Genomic DNA, 17,171 nt, shown 5'->3' with positions numbered 1-17,171 from the left:
GGATCAGGCCGGATTCGGCTCCAGGTAGGGAAGCAGGCCCTGCTGGACCCGCAGCATCTCCAGCTGCAGCTGGTTCAGGCGGGTGCCGATCTGGCCGATGTCGGCGCCCTGGCGCAGCTGCAGTTCGCAGTCCACGCACATGCGCGCCAGGGCGAGCGCGCCGACGCTGTGCGACGACGACTTGAGGGTGTGCAGCACCTGCCGCACCTGCGCGATGTCGCGGGCGGACTGGCCTTCAGCGAGCTGGGTCAGCATGCGGCCGATCGACTGGTCGAAGGCCTTCAGCACCCGCTCGACCAGCCGGTTCTGGCCGCCCGGGTCCAGCTCGCGCAGCCGCAGCAGCGCCTGCGGATCGAGCGTCGGCTCCGCGCCGTTGATGTCGTCGGCGCCAAACGCCGTCGTCGCCCGGCGCAGCTCGTCGACGGCGTCCGGGCGGGTCCGCACGAACTGCGGCTCGCCCAGCCACGGCGCCTTCTCGCCCAGGCGCGCGGCCGGCAGCAGGGCCTCGAAGCCGAGCGCATCCAGCGAGGTGTCGACCTCGCCGTTCTGCGCCACCAGCGCCGGCAGCAGGCGCTGCATCGTCGCCAGCAGCTGGCTTTGCCGATAGGGCTTGGGCAGGTAGGCGTCGAAGCCCAGGTGCAGGAAGCGTTCCTCGTCGCCATCGAGCGCGTTGGCCGTCACGGCCACCACCGGCACATCGGCCGGGGTCTCCAGCGCGAAGCGCGGCGTGCGGCCGCGGCGGATCCAGCCCAGCGCCTCGATGCCGTCCATGCCCGGCATCTGGATGTCCATCAGCACGATGTCGACCGACTGCTCGCACAGCGAGCGCAGGCCGTCCAGCGCATGGGCGGCCACGCGGACGCCGCAGCCCAGGCGGGTCAGCATCTGGGCCATGACCTCCTGGTTGACCGGGTTGTCCTCGACCACCAGCACCTGCGCCCCGAGCGGCGCGGCGCTGGTCTCGCCACCGCTCTCCAGACTCACGCCGAGCAGCGCCTGGCGCAGCTCGGCCTTGCGCACCGGCTTGTGGACGAAGCGGTCGAAGCCGGCCTGCTGCGCCACCTTGACGTCATCGGGCGCGCTGGCCGACGACAGCATGATCAGCTTCATGCGCGGGGCCAGCGCCTGCTCGCGCACCGCGCGGGCGAAGCCGATGCCGTCGAGCCGGGGCATGCGCCAGTCGACCAGCGCGACGTCGAAGGCCGGCGCATCGGCCGGCCGCTCGCGCAGCAGCGCCAGCGCGTCGTCGCCATCGGCGCTCAGCGTCACCGCCATGCCCCACGCGCTCAACAGATGGTCCAGCACGGTGCGGTTGGTCGCGTTGTCGTCGACCACCAGCACCTGCAGGCGCGGCAGCGCGGCCAGCTCGCCGGCCTGGCTCTCGCCGGCGCTGCCGGGCTCGACCGCCAGCGTGAAGCGGAACTCCGAGCCGATGCCGGCCTGGCTCGTGACCTCGATGCGCCCGCCCATCAACTCGACCAGCTGGCGCGAGATCGCCAGCCCCAGCCCCGTGCCGCCATAGCGCCGGGCCATGCCGCCGTGGGCCTGCGTGAAGGCCTGGAACAGGCGCGGCAGCAGCTCGGGCGCGATGCCGATGCCGGTGTCGCGGACGCGGAACTCCAGCATCAGCGGCGCCTCGCCCGCACCGCCGGCGCAGGCCTTGACGTCGATGGTGACCTCGCCGTGTTCGGTGAACTTGATCGCGTTGGCCACCAGGTTGGTCAGCACCTGTCGCAGCCGCAGCGGGTCGGCCACGACGCTGGTCGGCGTCGGGCCGGTCTCGCGCAGGCTCAGCTCCAGGCCCTTCTCGTGGGCGCGCGGCGCGAGCAGGTCCAGCGTGTCCTCGATCAGCGTGCGCAGGTGGAAGTCGGTCGGCGCCAGTTCGAGCCGGCCGGCCTCGATCTTCGAGAAGTCGAGCACGTCGTTGATGATCTCGAGCAGGTTCTCGCCCGAGCGGTAGACCGCCTGCGCGAAGCGCCGCTGACGGTCGTCCAGCGGCGTGCCCAGCAGCAGCTCGGTCATGCCGAGGATGCCGTTCATCGGCGTGCGGATCTCGTGGCTCATGCTGGCCATGAACTGGCTCTTGGCCTGGCTGGCGGCCTCGGCCACGTCGCGCGCCGACTGCAGCTGCAGGGCCCGCTCGCGCTCGTCGGACACGTCATCGAGCAGGCCGTAGACACGCGCCTCGCCGGCCGGCAGCGCGCGCGTGCGGGTGCGCTGGCGCAACCAGCGCAGGCCGCGCGTCGGGTGCTGGATGCGCAGCGTCACGTCGGTGGCTTCGAGCGCTTCCTCATGCTCGCGCTGCTGGTCCAGCAGCGGGGTGTCCTCGGGCAGCACCAGCGCGCGCAGGATGTCCGGATGGTCGCGCCGGTCGGCCGGGTTGAGGCCCAGCATCTCGTAGACCCGCGGGCCGATGTAGAACCACGCTTCGCGCGTCGGGTTGCTGATGAACACGCCCTCGTCGATGGTCTCGACCAGCTCGCGGTAGCGGGTCTCGGACTCGCGCAGGCGCTGCTCGTCGCGGCGCTGGCGGGTCACGTCGCGCAGCTGCGAGATGACCAGCCGGCGCGGCCCGTGGCGGCCGCGCACGGCGACGTGGCGGGCCCGGATCAGGCGCTGGCCGTCGGCGGTGTCCCAGACGAACTCGTGCTCGACCGCGCTGGGCCGCTTCATCACCTCGCGCAGCTGCGGCAGCATGAGGGTGCTCAGACCGCGTCCCATCGCCTCGCCCAGCGTCGGCCGGCCGGTCGCCGGCGAGATGCCGAACTCCAGCTGGGCATGGCGGTTGAAGGACAGCAGCTCCATCGTCGCCATGTCGACCACCAGCAGGCTGATCGGCAGGTTCTCGGTCAGCGCGCCCAGCAGCTCGCGCTGCTCGTCGACGTCGGACTCCTTGGCCTTGCGCGCGGTGATGTCGCTGCACTGGCAGACCAGCTGCAGGCGGCCGCTGGCCTCGTCGAGCACCTGGACCGCATCGACCTCCAGCCAGTAGCCCTGCCCCGGCGTGGCCGACAGAGGGCCGAGCCGGGCCGACAGCTCGTGCCGGAAGGTGCCCTGGGCGGCGAAGCGCTCGCGCAGCTGGCCCGCCTCGTCGCCGGGCGCGAGGTCGCGCGTCAGCACGGCCCACAGCGGCTGGCCCAGCACCGAGTCGGCGGCATGACCGGTCACCTCGGCGAAACCGGGGTGGACCCACTCGACCATGCCGCGTGCATCGGTGATCACGGTGGCCCGGCCGGCCCGCACCGCCAGCGTCGCGACCTGGGCGAACTGGGCATCGCGCTGGCGTGCCAGCGTGCGTTCGAGCTCGCGCGTGGCGACCGCCGCCAGCTGCAGCGCGACCAGGCCGAGCAGGCTTCGCGACGCACCGTCGAGCGTCGGCGCGTCGTGGAACTCGATCGCGGCGACGGTCGGCACCGGCGACTCGGCCGCGCCCGGCGCGCTGCCGGTGGGCAGGGTGTGCTCGGCTGCCCCGGCGATCCAGCCCGGCACCGGCAGCACCAGCACCTGGCGGACCGCGCCAACCCGCCAGCCCCAGGCCCGGGCGGCCTCGGCCGGCTCGGCCAGCCCCTGTTCGATGCGGCCACTGCGCAGGCTGCGGCCGAGCGGGCCGCTGTCGGCGCCGACCACCACCAGCTGGTCGAGGTCGATCATGTCGTCGCGCAGGTCCGGCGTGGCCCAGGGCTGGACCACGATCGAGGCCGGTTGCCACTGCAGCACCTGGAGCACACCGAGGCCCTGCGCACCGAGCACGCGGGCCAGTTTCGGCACGACGATGGCCAGCGCGTCGATCAGGCGGTCGCTGCCAGCGATCGCCTGTCCCAGGCGCAGCAGCAGATCGGCATCGAGCGTGTCCAGCGATTCTTCGACCCGACGGATCAGTCGCACGCGAGCTCCTCCCGCAACGCGGTGGCGCTGCGCACTCGGCTATCCAAGGCAATCATCCCGTCTCGACCCGATCACTCCAAACGGCCGTCCGGCAGACCGCGATGCGCGGCGCAACCGGTCCGGACCTGTGCTTCCATTCAACCCAAGCTGGCCTCAAGCATAGGTGCTGGGCATGGCCCGACCACGACCCAGATCAGGCCAAACGCGCAAATTCCACACCCTCCGCCCCGGCTTGCCGGAACGCTCCGGCGGGGTCGTTCTCGGCCTTGCGGGCCGCTCCCTACAATTGTCCCGACACCGACAGCGACACCGAGCAGGACGGTCACAACCAGCCGTCACGAAGGGACTTCGAGTTTGAGCGCCACGAACCGATCTGGTAGCGCCTGGCGCACCGCGCTGGCCGGCACCCTGGGCCTGCTGCTGACCTGCACCGCTGCCGTGCAGGTCGGCTTGTCGCTCGGCCCGTCCTGGGCCATCGCCGGGGTCTGCGGTGTGCTCGGCGGACTGGCCCTGCGGATCGCGTTCCAGCGGACGGGACCCGGGTCGGACGGGTTACAGGGCGATACGTCTGTCGCCTCGCCGTTGCCGGTCCGAACCACAGCCGGCGTCGCCGCCGAGACGGTCCCGCCAAATGCCCAAGCCCAGACCCAGGCCCTGACCCGGGCTGCCGACCATGAACGCCTGCTGCTGCGCCGACTGCCCGGTCGCACCCTCTTGCTGCAACGGGTGGTCGACGGCCCGCTGACCGACTGGCTGGTGCTGGCCATGCACGACCCGGCCGAGGCATCGCCGGCTGGCTCATCGGACGATCCCGCCGCGCCGCGCCCCGAACTCCTCAGCCACTGGCTGGTGCGCCATCCGGAGGTCCGCCCGGCCGACGTGGTGGCCTCGCTGCAGGAGGCCGTCGATGCGCACCAGCAGGCCGCCGCACCGGGCACCTGGTCGGCCTTGCCGCTGGCCGTCGACCGGCATGTGCTGTGGCAGCGGCCCGCGCTGCCCGTCGCGGCCCCGGCAAGCGCGGAGGCCGACGGCAGCGCGCACTCGGCGCAGGACCGCGAGTCGCTGGTCTACACGGTCACGCACGACCTGAAGGCGCCGATCCGCGTCATCGAGGGTTTCACTCGCATCGTGCGGGAGGACTACGGCCACCTGCTCGACCGCATCGGCAACGACCACCTCGACCGGGTGCTCGGCGCGGTCGACCGCATGAAGGGGATGATCGAGGCGCTGCTGGCGCTCTCGCGCCTGAGCAGCGCGCCGCTGGTGCGCCAGCCGGTCGACCTGTCGACGATGGCGTCCACCGTGATCGAGGAATTGCGGGCCCAGGAGCCGCAGCGCCGGGTGATCGTCGACCTGGAGCCCGGCCTGCTCGCGCGAGGCGACGCCAGCCTGTTGCGCACCGTGTTCGACAACCTGCTGGGCAATGCCTGGAAGTACAGCGGCAAGCGCGACGTTGCGCGCATCGAGTTCGGCAGCACGCGGCTGAAGGCGGTGCGGCCCGAGACCCCGGAATCCCAGGATCGCCCGGTCTACTACGTGCGCGACAACGGTGCGGGCTTCGACCTGCGGTTCGCCGAGCGCCTGTTCAAGCCCTTCCAGCGCCTGCACAGCGCCAGCGAATTCGCCGGCAGCGGCGTCGGCCTGGCCTCGGTGCGCCGCATCGTGCTGCGCCACGGCGGCGAGATCTGGGCGCAGGCGACGGTCGATCAGGGCGCGTGCTTCTTCTTCACCTTGAGTTGAGCCAGCGGACACGGTCGGCCACCGTGCGTTGAGCAAGAGCCCGTCGGACACCCCGTGTCCGACGGGCTGTTGCCGATGGGCCTCCAAACCACGATCGGGTGGAACGCGCCCGCTCCCCGTCGTGAGACTCAAAGATCGCCGGGGGCGGCCAGTTGTTCCAGCGCCTGCACCATCGCCTTCGCGCTCGCGTCGATCGGGCGGCCCTCGCGTTCGGCCAGCTTGCGCAGGCGCTGCAGGGCGGCGTCGGCGCCAAGGGAATAGCGGTGCATCAGGATGCCCACCGCCATCGGCACGTGCTGCGCCAGCGGGTCAAGCGGCGCGGCCAGCGCGGCCGGCGCAGGTGCGGATGACGCGGGCTTGCCGGCGCGTTCGCGGGCCTGGGCGAAGGCGGCCTCGACGGCGGGCACGATCTGCGCCACGTCCAGCGGCTTGACCAGGTAGGCCAGCGCGCCCAGTGCCTTGATCTGGTTGACCGTCGCCTCGTCGGAGAAGGCCGACAGGAACATGAAGGGGATGCGCAGGTGCTCGCGCAGGTAGGCCGCCACGTCGAAGCCGCTCATGCCGTCCATGCGGATGTCCAGCAGCGCCAGGTCCGGCTTGTGCTGACGCGCCAGCAGGATGGCGTCGTCGCCGTTGTCGGCGTCGATGATGTCGAAGCCCGCCTGCGCCAGACCGTGGACCAGCGTGGCCAGCACCAGGCGGTCGTCGTCAACGACCAGGATGCGGCCCTTGGCGGACGGGTCGATCGCGGACGAGGAAGTGGGCTCGGTGAAGGTCACGGGTGCCTTGAGGTGCCGGTGGTTTGGCGGCCGGAATGGTGGCCGGAGTGGTGGCCGGATGGGCGCGACAACGAAGTTTAGAGGCCCGCCGCCGGCAGGGCCGCGCCGGTCTCGGCGTCGATGCGGCTGACCACCGGGCTGGCCAGCGCGACGGTGGCGACAACGCGGTGGTCGCGCTGTTCGAGCGCGAAGGAGGCGTTGCGGCGCGGCAGCAGCGACCGCACCAGGCCCAGGCCCGAGACGGTCGACGGCCGGTGGTCGATGCGCAGGCCCTCGGGCAGTCGGCCGGCGTTGCCGATCTCGATGCGCACGCCGCCGCGCTCGCAGACCAGGCGGCAATGCACCGTGCTGCCCGAAGGGCTGTGCTTGATCGCGTTGGTCAGCAGCTCGTTGACGGTCAGCGCGATCGGGATTGACTCCGACTCCGGCAGCGACCAGTCGCTGCCCGGCAGCGCGCCGTCTTCCTCGACCTTCAGCTCGATCTCGCGCCCGAAGGTGCGCTGCACCGAGTGCGCGATCGCGCTCATCACGTTGCGCAGCCGCAGCGCGCCGAGGTTGCCGACCTGCAGGCCGTAGACATGGGCGATGGCCTGCACCTGGCCGACCACCTCGGCGATGACCGGCTGCATCTCGGGCCGCCGGATCGCGATCTGCTGCATCAGGCCGGCGACGCCCTGCAGGTTGTTCTTGATGCGGTGATGGACCTCCTGCACCAGCATCTCGCGCTGCGCGATGGCGGCCTCCAGCTCGGCCTTCTGGGCCGCGCGCTGGGCGCTGACGTCGCTGGCGACCATCAGGATCTGGTCGACCTGGACGGCCTCGCCGGGCATCGGCTGGCCGTGCGTCAGGGGCAGGAAGCGGGCATCCCAGACCTGCTCGGCCTGGGTGCCCTCGCCGCGCCGCAGCCAGCGGTATTCGCGCTGCGTGACGCGGCTCGGATCGGCCAGCGCGGCGCGCAGGTCGGCGCGCAGGCTGGCGGCGGTCTCGGGCGGGAACAGCTGCTCGGGCTGCAGGCCGATCGCCTCGTCGGCGTTGACGCGGCAGAGCTGCGCGGCGACCCGGTTGAGCTGCAGCACGGCCAGCGTGTTCGCGTCGCACAGCGTGATGGCCATGGGCGCGGCCTCGATGATGCGTTGCAGCGATGCGCGCGCCTCGGCGATGCGGGCCTCGGCCTGGCGGCGCTGCTCGATGTCCATCAGCGCGAAGGTCAGCTCGCGCTGGCCCTCCAGGCCCAGCGTGTTGACCGCGTTGCCGACGACCCAGAAGGTGCGGCCGTCACGGCCATGCACGCGGCACTCGAACATGACCGCCTCGCCGTCGCGCAGCGAGCCGGCCATCTCCAGCGTGCGGCGGAAGGGATGCAGCGTGTCGTCGGCCGCGACCGAGCCGATCGGCTGGCCGAGGAAGTCGCCCAGGTCGCCGCCGAACATGCGCCGGGCCGAGCGGTTGAGCCAGGAGATCTCGCCCTGCTCGTTGACCGTGACGATGCCCACCAGCACCGAATCCAGCACCGCCCGCGTGCGGTCGGCCTGCTGGCCCAGCACCCGCGCGAGCTGGGCGCGTTCACCGGCCAGCTGCTCCAGCTCGACCTGCTGCGCCTTCAGCCGCGTGATCTCGGAGACCACCGCGATGGCCTGCGGCGCACCGGTCGGCGTGGCCGGGCCGGTGCGGCGGATGCTCAGCGCATACCAGTGGTGGCTGCCGTCGTCGGCCTGCACCTCCAGCTCGGCCTCGTAGAGCGAACCGGCGTCGAGCTGCTCAGGCAGCGGGCTCTGGGTGTGCGCGGCCAGCAGCACGCGGATGTCGGAGCCGACCGCCGCGCCCGGCTGCAGCCGCAGCATCCGCTCGAAGCGGCGGTTGCAGTGCATCAGCGTGTAGCCGCGCATCGAGGCGATGCCCGCCGGCGAGCTTTCCAGGATGGTGGTCAGCTCGGCCAGCAGCAGCTCGGCACGCTCGCGGGCGGTCTGCTGCTCGGTGATGTCGAGCGTGACCACCGGCGTGCTGACCCGGCCCGACGCGGTGCGGCCGGGCTCCACCCGCGTGACCAGCCAGCGCAGGCCCAGTTCGGGATGCTCGATCGCGTAGCGCGCCTCGACCCGCTCGCCCCGCACCAGTGCCTGCTGCAGGCGCTCGAACTCGGGCAGGGAGGCCGGCAGCACCCAGTCGCGCCGGACGCCCTGCACGAACAGGCCGGCATCGGCTGGCACGGTGGCACGACGGACCGGGGCCGCGTCGTTTGCGGCGGCATCCGGTCCGGCGATCGGTCCGGCGATCGGTGCGTTGATGGGTGTGGTGATGGGTGCGGCCACCAGGCCCTTGATGCCGGTCAAGGCGCCCCGCAGGCCATCGCCCGGTGCGCTGGCCGGCGCCAGGCCAGCGTCGCCGCTGCCCAGCGTGGTCAGGCCGGCGCCAGCGGTGTGAACCAGCGTGCCGAGCTGCAGCCGCGCCAGGTCGCGTTCTTCCTCGGCGGTGCGGTCCTCGAGCATGCACAGGATGCGATGCGGCGCGGCGCGCGCACCCTCTCGGGCGCCGCCGGCCTCACGCGCATCCCGGGCCTCGTGCGACTCGACCCCACGCAGCAGCGCCCGCACCCAGCGCGCGCGGCCATCGGCCTGCGTCAGGCTGCCATCGCGGGCCCGCCAGCCACCGCCCTGGTCGGACGGGTCGGCGGGCGACGGCGGCGCGGGTGGCGCGGGTGGTGCATCCACGCCGCGCGGCAGTGGCCAGGTGCGCTCCCAGCGGTCGGACCAGCCGAGCAGCGCCTGGACCTCGGCGCTGGCCTCGCGCAGGTCGACCAGCGGACCGCCGACGAGTTGCTCGAACACCGCGTTGGCGCGCAGCACCAGGCCAGCCGGATCGAACAGCGCCATGCCCAGCGGCGAACGGTCGAACCACTGGTCCAGCTCGCGCGAATAGCGCTCGGCCTGGTCGCGTGCGACGTGCTCGGCGGTGGACTCCTGCATCAGCGTCAGCAGCAGCCGGCGCTGGTCCTCGGTCAGCGTGACATAGCGCGCCGCGCGCAGCCAGCGCGGCAGGCCGTGGGTGTCGACCAGCCGGTGCTCGACCAGCGCCGGCACGTCGGCATGGAAAGGGTTCTGCACCAGCCGCTCGCGGTCGGCCAGCACCTGGGCGCGGTCGGCCTCGGGTTGCAGCTCGATCGGGTCACGCCCGATCAGCTGTTCGCGCGTGGCGCCGGTCAGCTCGACGAAGGCCGGGTTGACGTCGAGGATGCGGAAGGCCTCGTCCTGCAGCATGACCGGAAACGGCGAGCCCCACAGCAGCCTGTGGACGTGGCGCAGCGGGCCGTCGGCGATCTCCAGCACCGGCACCGGCGTGGCATCGCGCAGGGACTCGCGCGCCCGCGGCGTGCCCGCCGGCAGGCAGAGCGCCCAGAGCCGGTCGGCGATGCGGTTGACCACGATGCGGCCCCTGCCCGGTCCGGCCGGGCCAGCCGGTGCCGGGCTGCCGGCCGGTGCCACGCTGGCCACCGCCGGCGCCACCTGCGAGGCCGCCAGCACCACCTGGCGCCCGCCGGCGATGGCCTGGCTGACGGCGCTCCAGACCGGTCCGTCCAGCACCTCGCGCAGGTCCGCCAGGCGCATGCCGGCCTCGACCGGCAGGGCCCGCAGGGCGGCCGGGTTGGCGTAGCGCAGCGAGGTCGCGTCATCGAACACCAGCACCGGCTCGACCAGCGCATCGAAGAGGGCCTCGGGCAGCATCAGCACGGTCCTCCGCAACGACCGACGGCCGGCCCGGAACACCGGGTCGGCCGTCGTGTGGAGATCTCAGGAACCAGGGGACGCTGCAGGCTTGGGATCATCGTCCCCGCAGTGTAGGCACAGCCTCGGGGGACCGACCGGCGTACCCGCCGGGCGAGGGGCCGACCTCTGCGGGCCGAGCGCCGGGCCGCCCCAAGCCGGACCGCCGTCCCCCTGGGGGACCGACCGGCGTACCCGCCGGGCGAGGGGTTGACGTCAGGCCAGCTGGATCGCACCGGCCAGCGCCTTGAGCAGCGCGCGGTTGACCTCGCGCATCTCCAGCATCGCCTTCTCGGCCATGTCGGTGATGTCGAGGGCGGTGCCGCCTTCAAGGCAGCGCACCAGCCCGATCGCGTACTCGTAGGGGCCCTTGCCTTCGACCAGCGCCTGGTAGACCTGGTCGGGCACCGGGATGGTCTTGAGCAGGTCGGCGAAGGGCAGCTGGAACATCCGGTCGAGCAGCGAGAAGACGCCGCAGATGAACATCTCGCTGCGGGTGTCGGCGCTGGAGCCTTCCGGCGCCAGCGCCTCCATCAGCAGGCCGCGGCGCACCGCCGCGAACATCACCGGACGCAGGTTGACGTCGTTGCCGGCCGTCACCAGCAGCAGCGCCAGCCAGCGCTTCAGGCGCTGGTAGCCCAGCAGCATGATGGCGTGGCTGAAGGACGAGATCTCCACGCTCAGGCCGAACACCGGCGAGTTGATGTAGCGCATGAGCTTGTAGGCCAGCGTCGGGTCGCGCTTGAGCGTGGCCTCCAGCTGGCCCAGCGGCACCTCCGCGTCGACCTGGTTGATCAGCTCGACGATGGCCTGCAGGTCCGGCCGGGTCGATGCCGGCGTGCGGCCCGGACGGGGCTTGGCGACGTCGTCGATCGGCCAGCCGAGCACGGCCACGGCGTTGCGCTTGAAGGCGCCGTCCATGTCGGCCAGGGTGCGCACGCCGTCCTGGAAGAAGCCGATGCTGCGGTTCACGCCGGCCGGCACGGCCATGCCTTCGAGCCGGCGCTCGTCGGCCGTGTCGACGATGGCGTACTTGAAGCAGCCCAGCAGCTCGCGCGGCAGTGGCTGGTCGGGCCGGCCCGACAGCAGCAGCACGTTGCCGTTGGCGGCCAGCGTCTGGATCGCCTCGCGGTGCAGCGGATCGCCGGCCATGAACTTCGGGATCTCGACCATCACGTTGGTGGTCGGCTGGACCGCCAGCAGGTCGGCCAGCAGCGATTCGCTGCGCACCGACAGCGCCACGCTCGGTCCGTCGGACGGCCAGACCTGCCCCACCGCTTCGAGCAGTTCGGCCACCGGCAGCGCTCGGCCGGGCCGCAGCGGCGTCACGGTCAGGCGGGTCGCCATGACGTTGCGCTGCCGGTCGATGATCGGGCAGTAGCTGAGGGCCATCTGGCCCAGGATGGAGAAGTTCATGGAGGACGTCTGAGGGTTCAGTTGCCGATGTAGTTGAAGAGCGAGAGTTTCTGGACCATCGAGTACGACTGCAAGGCCGCCTGGTAGCTGGTCTGCTTGTTGGTGAAGTCCGAGACAGCCTGGACCATGTCGAGATCTTCGGCATCCGAGCGGGTGGTCTTGGCCGAAAGAATCCGCGCATTCGTGCGATCCGTCAGCCCATCGATGCGATTGAGCGTCTCGCCGGCGGTCGAGCGGGCCGACTGGAAGTTGCTGAGCGCCTGGTCCATGTCACGCAGGCCGTTGCTGACCGCCTGGCTGACCGCGCCACGGCTGGCCAGCGGGTCCTCCAGCACCGACAGGGCGTTGTCGAGCGCGTCGAACACGCTCAGGTCGGGCGTCGCCTGCTTCATCGTGAACTGGTCGCCGGGCGCAGGCTGGCCGGTCACCTTCAGCGCCATGCCCATCACCTCGATGCTCTTGCCGCTGGCGAAGGGCAGACCGCTCATCGGCGTGCCCGAGGCGTCGTTGAGCACGCTGCCAGAGGCCGGATCGACCACGCTGTAGGTGGTCGCGCCGCTGGCATCGGTGCCGAACAGCAGCGCCACGTCGCCGGCCGGCAGCGCCGACGGGTCGGTGACCTGGCCGCCGTCGACCCAGGCCGAACCGGTGTTCCCGGTGCTGGCGGCGGTCTCGAACACGCCGTTGCCGCTGCGGGCATGCAGCCAGACCTGTTCGCCGTCGACCGACAGCGGCAGGCGCTCGCTGGTCGAGCCGTCGATCTGGCCACCGGTCGAGGCGAAGGCGACGCCTCCGACCGCATCGAGGAAGGGCGCGGTCTTCACGCCCTGCCCGCCGAACAGGTAGCCGCCGTTGCCGTCCTGCTGGTTGGCGACGTTGAGCAGCTGCATGCGGACCTCGCGCAGCTGCAGCGCCAGCGCGCGGCGCTCGGTCGGCTGGTAGGCGCCGTTGCCGGCTGCCACCAGCGTCTCGCGGGCCGACTGCAGCAGGTTGGTCGCATCACCCAGGGCCGATTCCGACAGCTGCATCGCGTTGCGGCTGGCATCGGCCACCCGCAGCGTGGTCTCGCCACGCGACTGCTCGATCAGCGCGCGTTCGGCCCGCGCGGCGGCGGTCGGGTCGTCGCTGGCCCGGTCGATGCGCTTGCCGCTGGTCATCTGGCTCTGCGAACGCGACAGCTCCTGCTGGCGGCGCTGCAGCGAATTGACCGTGGTCTCGTAGGTCTGGGCGGTCGAGATTCTCATGACGTGCTCCGTGGGTCCTGCCGCGCTCAGGCGGCGATGGACAGGATGGTGTCGAACACCTTCTGCGCCACCTGCAGCACCTTGGCCGCGGCCTGGTAGCTCTGCTGGTACTGCATCAGGCGGGCGGCTTCCTCGTCGAGGTTGACGCCGGTGCGCGCACCCAGCTCGGTGGCGGCCTGGTCGGCGGCGGCCGAGGACACGTCCGCCGCCGCCTGCGCGCCCTGCACCCGCACGCCGATGCCCGACAGGGCCTGGGCGTACTGGTTGGTGAAGGTCAGGCCCACCGCCATGGCCGCATGGGCCAGGCCTTCGAGCGCCAGCGCGTTGCCGTTGCTGGACGAGGCCTGCAGCGTCGGCTGGATCGCGAAGGTGTCGCCCGAGGCCGGCACGCCGTCGAGCTTGATCGCGATGCCGTCGTGGCGGATGGGGGTGCCGGCGCTCCAGCTGCCGCTGGCGAGCACGCCGCCGCCGCTGTCGGTCAGCGTGTAGTCGCGGCCGCCCAGCGCGTTCTGGGCGCCGAAGGTGACGTTGAAGCTGCTGTAGCTGCCGGCGGGCGGCGCCTCGATGGTCAGCGCGCTGATCGTGCCGGTGCCGGTGTTGGCCGGTGCCGCCACCGCGTTGACCGGGTTGGCGGCGGCGATGCCGCGCGGATCGGCCAGCGCCACGCCCAGGCCCTGCGCGGCCGTGCTGAAGGGTTGCAGCAGGAAGCGGTCGCCGGGCACGCCGCCGCCGGTGATGGTGTAGCCGTCGAGCGTCGCGCCATCGGCCAGGTTGGCGAAGGTCGCGCCGTCCGAGCGACGCAGCACGTCGTAGCTGCCATCCGGGTTGACGCTCAGCTCGTACTCGCTGGGCTGCAGCGCCCGGCTGTCGGTCACGGTCAGCGAGATCGCGCCGATCAGGTTGCCGGCGCCGTCGACCGCGTTGGTCTTGGCGGGGATCGCGTTGGCGTCGCCGTAGCGGAACAGCGCGTTGCCGGGCTGGCCGTCCAGGCCCAGGCCGAAGGACTGCTGCCGGTTGACCTCGCGGGCCAGCGTGCCGGCCAGCAGGCCGAGCTGGTCGCGGGCATGTGCGAGGTCCTGGTTCTGGAAGCGGACCAGGCCGGTGAGCGTGCCGCCGCCGAGCATGCCCTCGTCGAGTCGGCGCTCGATGCCGCCGATCTGGATGCCGACCCGCACACGCGACGGGTCGAAGTCGTCGGGCTGCGAGGTCAGCTGGTAGGCCGAGTTGCCGAGCACCAGGCTCTGGCCGCCGCCGATGAAGAGGTTGAGCGAGCCGTCGTCCTGCTCCAGCCGCGTGACCTGCACATGCTGGCTCAGCTCGCCGATGAGCTGGTCGCGCTGGTCGAGCAGGTCGTTGGGCGACTGGCCGTTGCCCTGCGCGCCGGCGATGTTGTCGTTGAGCTTGGCGATCTGGCGGGCCAGCCCGTTGATGGTGTCGACGGTGTTCCGGACGTCCAGCGTGGTCGATGCCTGGAGCGACTCGATCTGGTCGGCGCTGGCCCGGAAGCGCGAGGCCAGTTCCTCCGAGCGGGCCAGCACGACCTGGCGCGCACTCGGGTCGGCCGGCGAGTTGGCGACGTCGCTGAAGGCGTTGAAGACCTGCGTGGCCGCATAGCCCAGGCCGGACTCGCCGGTGCCGAAGCTGCCTTCGAGCCGGTTCAGCAGGTCCAGCCGGGTGCTGTCGGCGCTGGCCTGCGAGCGGGTCTGCGCGACCCGGTCGGTCAGGAAGCCGTCGACCGCGCGGGTGACGGTCTGCACCGTCACGCCACGGCCGAAGTAGCCCGCGCCGGTGTAGCTGCCGCTGGCGGTGGTCAGCACGGTCTCCTGGCGCGAGTAGCCCGCCACGTTGGCGTTGGAGATGTTGTGGCCCGTGGTCTGCAGCTGCGCCTGGGCCGCGAACATGGCCCGCGTGCCGACGTTCATCAGGCTGGTGGTGCTCATCTCTGTGTCCTGTTCAGGCCGACGTGTTCAGGCGCGGGCCCGGCGCGTCGGCGCGGGCCTGCTGACCGGCATCGAGCTGGCGTTGCACCCGAGCGGTGGTGTCGATGACGCGGCCGAGCTTGGCGGCGTACTGCGGGTCGGTGGCATAGCCGGCGCGCTGCAGGCCCTGCGCGAAGGCGGCCGCCGTCTGCGGCGTGGCGCTGTCGCCGGCCTTGAGGCTGTTCATGACGCCCTGGTAGCGCGGGCTGTTGCCGATCAGGCGGGCGTAGTCGCGGAAGCTGTCCTCGGCCGAGGCATAGGCCCGGAAGCGCGCCTGCACCTTCTGCGGCTGGCCGTTGACGACCTCGGTGGTGGTGGCCACCACGCTCGGGCCGGTCCAGCCCGGTCCGGCCTTGATGCCGAACAGGTTGTTCGACAGCGTGCCGTCCTGGCCGACGATCTGCTTGCGGCCCCAGCCGGTCTCGTGCGCGGCCTGGGCGAGCATGAAGTGGGCCGGGATGCCGCTGTCGGCGGCGGCCGCCTCGGCCGCATCGGCATGGGCCTGCACGAACTCGGCCGGCGTGTCGATGCGCTGGGCCGGGTCGAGCTGCGCATAGCGCGCCGCGGCCTGCGTGCCCTGGCTGAAGGAGGCCGACGCGGCTCGTGCCGCGCCAGGGCTCATCTGCGCGCCCGGCAGGTTCTGCAACGCGGCCGGACGGGCCGGCAGCGTGTAGCCCCCCGCCGGCGCCGGCGTGACAGGGCCCAGGCCGGTCTGGCGTTCGAGCTGGCGGGCGATCGCCTCGGCCAGGCCGCCGGGACGGCCGGTCATCTCGGTGGCGTACTGCTGGTCGAGCAGGCCGGTGGCCATCTCGGTGCCGTTGTTGTCGAGCATGCCGCTGCTCATCGACGAATTCGCCGAGGCGGCCCGCATGCTCTTCATCACTTCCTGCATGAACAGGGCCTCGAACTGCTTGGCGACTTCCTTGATCGCGCCCTTGGGGTCGCTCTTGGAGGCAGCCCGCAGGCCGTCGAGCTGACCGCCACCCGCCGCCAGCCGCTGGCTCGCCACCGAGGGGGTCGAGCGGCTGTTGCGCCAGTCGGGCGCGTGGCTGGGAGGCAGGGTCGGGGCGGCCACTTCAGATCACCTCGAGTTCGGCTTCCAACGCACCGGCGGCCTTGATGGCCTGCAGGATCGCCAGCAGGTCGCCCGGCGTCGCGCCGAGCGAGTTCAGGGCCTTGACCACGTCGGTCAGCTGCGTGCCGGCCGGCAGCTGGATCAGCGAGCCGGGGTCCTGGTTGATCTTGATGTCGACCTTCTCGGTGACGGTCGTCTGGCCGTTCGAGAAGGGCGCGGGCTGGCTGACCTGGGGCGTCGAGGTGATCGTCACCGACAGGTTGCCGTGTGCCACCGCGCAGGGCTTGAGCGTGACGGTCTGGTTCATCACGATCGAGCCGGTGCGGGCGTTCACGATGACCTTGGCGGCCGGCGCGGCCAGCGTCAGCGGCAGCTCTTCCAGGTCGGCCAGGAAGCCGACCCGCTCGTCCGGCGAGGCCGGCATGCGGACCTTGACCGCGCGGGCGTCGAGCGCCTGGGCGGTGCCGGTGCCGTACTTGGCGTTGATGACGCGGCTGACCTCGCGGGCCATGCTGAAGTCCGACGAGCGCAGGTCCAGCTGCAGCGAGTCGCCCTGGTTGAGCGGCGTCGGCACGGCCCGTTCGACCGTGGCGCCCTCGGGGATACGGCCGGCCGACAGGTGGTTGACCTGGACCTTGCTGCCGCCGGCCGAGGCGCCGGCACCGCCGACGATCACGTTGCCCTGGGCCAGCGCGTAGATGTTGCCGTCGGCACCGCGCAGCGGCGTGGCCACCAGCGTGCCGCCGCGCAGGCTCTTGGAGTTGCCCAGCGAGGACACCGTCACGTCGATCGCCTGGCCGGGCTGCGCGAACGGCGGCAGCGTGGCCGTCACCATCACGGCGGCGACGTTGCGCAGCTGCATGTTGACGCCGGCCGGCACGGTCACGCCGAGCTGCTGGAGCATGGCCTGCAGGCTCTGCGCGGTGAAAGGGGTCTGGGTGGTCTGGTCGCCGGTGCCGTCCAGGCCCACGATCAGGCCGTAGCCGACCAGCTGGTTGCTGCGCACGCCCTGGATGCTGGCGACTTCCTTGATGCGCTGGCCGGCCTGCGCGCTGGCGGGCCACCAGAGTGCGGCGCTCGCAGCCAGCACGGCCAGCAGCATCGCCGAGGGCATCAGGCGGCTCAGGAGGCCGGCACACAGGCGGTCGAGGCGGTCGAGTCGGCCGGTCCAGCCGCTCGGGCGGACGGCCTCGAGCGCATCGTAGGCAGCGTCCACCGCCGCTTCGTGGCGGTCGATCAGCTGGTCATCATGGGTGGCTTCGAGCCAGGCAGGCAGCGCGTTCATCCGCGGGTCC

9 protein-coding genes are annotated in these 17,171 nt (G+C 72.0%); 1 reads left to right on the top strand and 8 read right to left on the bottom strand.

From position 1 onward, the window contains the following. Window positions 1–3: 3 nt before the first annotated feature. The gene (locus Q8X39_RS00745) at window positions 4–3,885 is read right to left on the bottom strand and encodes a PAS domain-containing hybrid sensor histidine kinase/response regulator (protein ID WP_305747716.1); all 3,882 of its coding nucleotides are present in this window, start codon (window positions 3,883–3,885) and stop codon (window positions 4–6) included. Between the two features lie 354 nt (window positions 3,886–4,239). Between Q8X39_RS00745 and Q8X39_RS00740 the strand changes: the two genes are divergently transcribed. Further along, on the top strand, window positions 4,240–5,625 hold the full coding sequence (locus tag Q8X39_RS00740; RefSeq protein ID WP_305747715.1) for a sensor histidine kinase: 1,386 nt from the start codon (window positions 4,240–4,242) through the stop codon (window positions 5,623–5,625). 128 nt (window positions 5,626–5,753) lie between these two features. Here the strand turns inward: Q8X39_RS00740 and Q8X39_RS00735 are convergent, their stop codons facing one another. The 7 genes from Q8X39_RS00735 to Q8X39_RS00705 form a co-directional block, all read right to left on the bottom strand. Next, a complete protein-coding gene (locus Q8X39_RS00735) occupies window positions 5,754–6,404 on the bottom strand; it encodes an ANTAR domain-containing response regulator (protein WP_305747714.1) in 651 nt (216 codons plus the stop codon). A 77-nt stretch (window positions 6,405–6,481) separates the two neighbouring features. Continuing rightward, entirely contained in the window at window positions 6,482–10,123 is a 3,642-nt protein-coding gene (locus Q8X39_RS00730; protein WP_305747713.1) for a PAS domain-containing sensor histidine kinase, read from the bottom strand. 255 nt (window positions 10,124–10,378) lie between these two features. Then, window positions 10,379–11,578, bottom strand: a complete 1,200-nt coding sequence (locus tag Q8X39_RS00725; RefSeq protein ID WP_305747712.1) for an EAL and HDOD domain-containing protein — start codon at window positions 11,576–11,578, stop codon at window positions 10,379–10,381. Between the two features lie 17 nt (window positions 11,579–11,595). Continuing rightward, complete coding sequence (gene flgL / locus Q8X39_RS00720; protein ID WP_305747711.1) at window positions 11,596–12,822, bottom strand: flagellar hook-associated protein FlgL; 1,227 nt, start codon at window positions 12,820–12,822, stop codon at window positions 11,596–11,598. Between the two features lie 26 nt (window positions 12,823–12,848). Further along, window positions 12,849–14,762 carry a flagellar hook-associated protein FlgK gene (gene flgK / locus Q8X39_RS00715; protein ID WP_305747710.1) on the bottom strand — a complete coding sequence of 638 codons (1,914 nt, stop codon included), beginning with the start codon at window positions 14,760–14,762 and terminating at the stop codon, window positions 12,849–12,851. A 13-nt stretch (window positions 14,763–14,775) separates the two neighbouring features. After that, the gene (flgJ, locus tag Q8X39_RS00710) at window positions 14,776–15,876 is read right to left on the bottom strand and encodes a flagellar assembly peptidoglycan hydrolase FlgJ (RefSeq protein ID WP_305747709.1); all 1,101 of its coding nucleotides are present in this window, start codon (window positions 15,874–15,876) and stop codon (window positions 14,776–14,778) included. 1 nt (window position 15,877) lies between these two features. After that, a complete protein-coding gene (locus tag Q8X39_RS00705) occupies window positions 15,878–16,990 on the bottom strand; it encodes a flagellar basal body P-ring protein FlgI (RefSeq protein WP_305748245.1) in 1,113 nt (370 codons plus the stop codon). Between the last annotated feature and the right edge of the window lie 181 nt (window positions 16,991–17,171).

The sequence above is a fragment of the Leptothrix discophora genome, assembly GCF_030705305.1.
Classification (GTDB): Bacteria; Pseudomonadota; Gammaproteobacteria; order Burkholderiales; family Burkholderiaceae_C; genus Sphaerotilus; species Sphaerotilus discophorus.
This window is presented reverse-complemented; position numbering and strand designations above follow the sequence as displayed.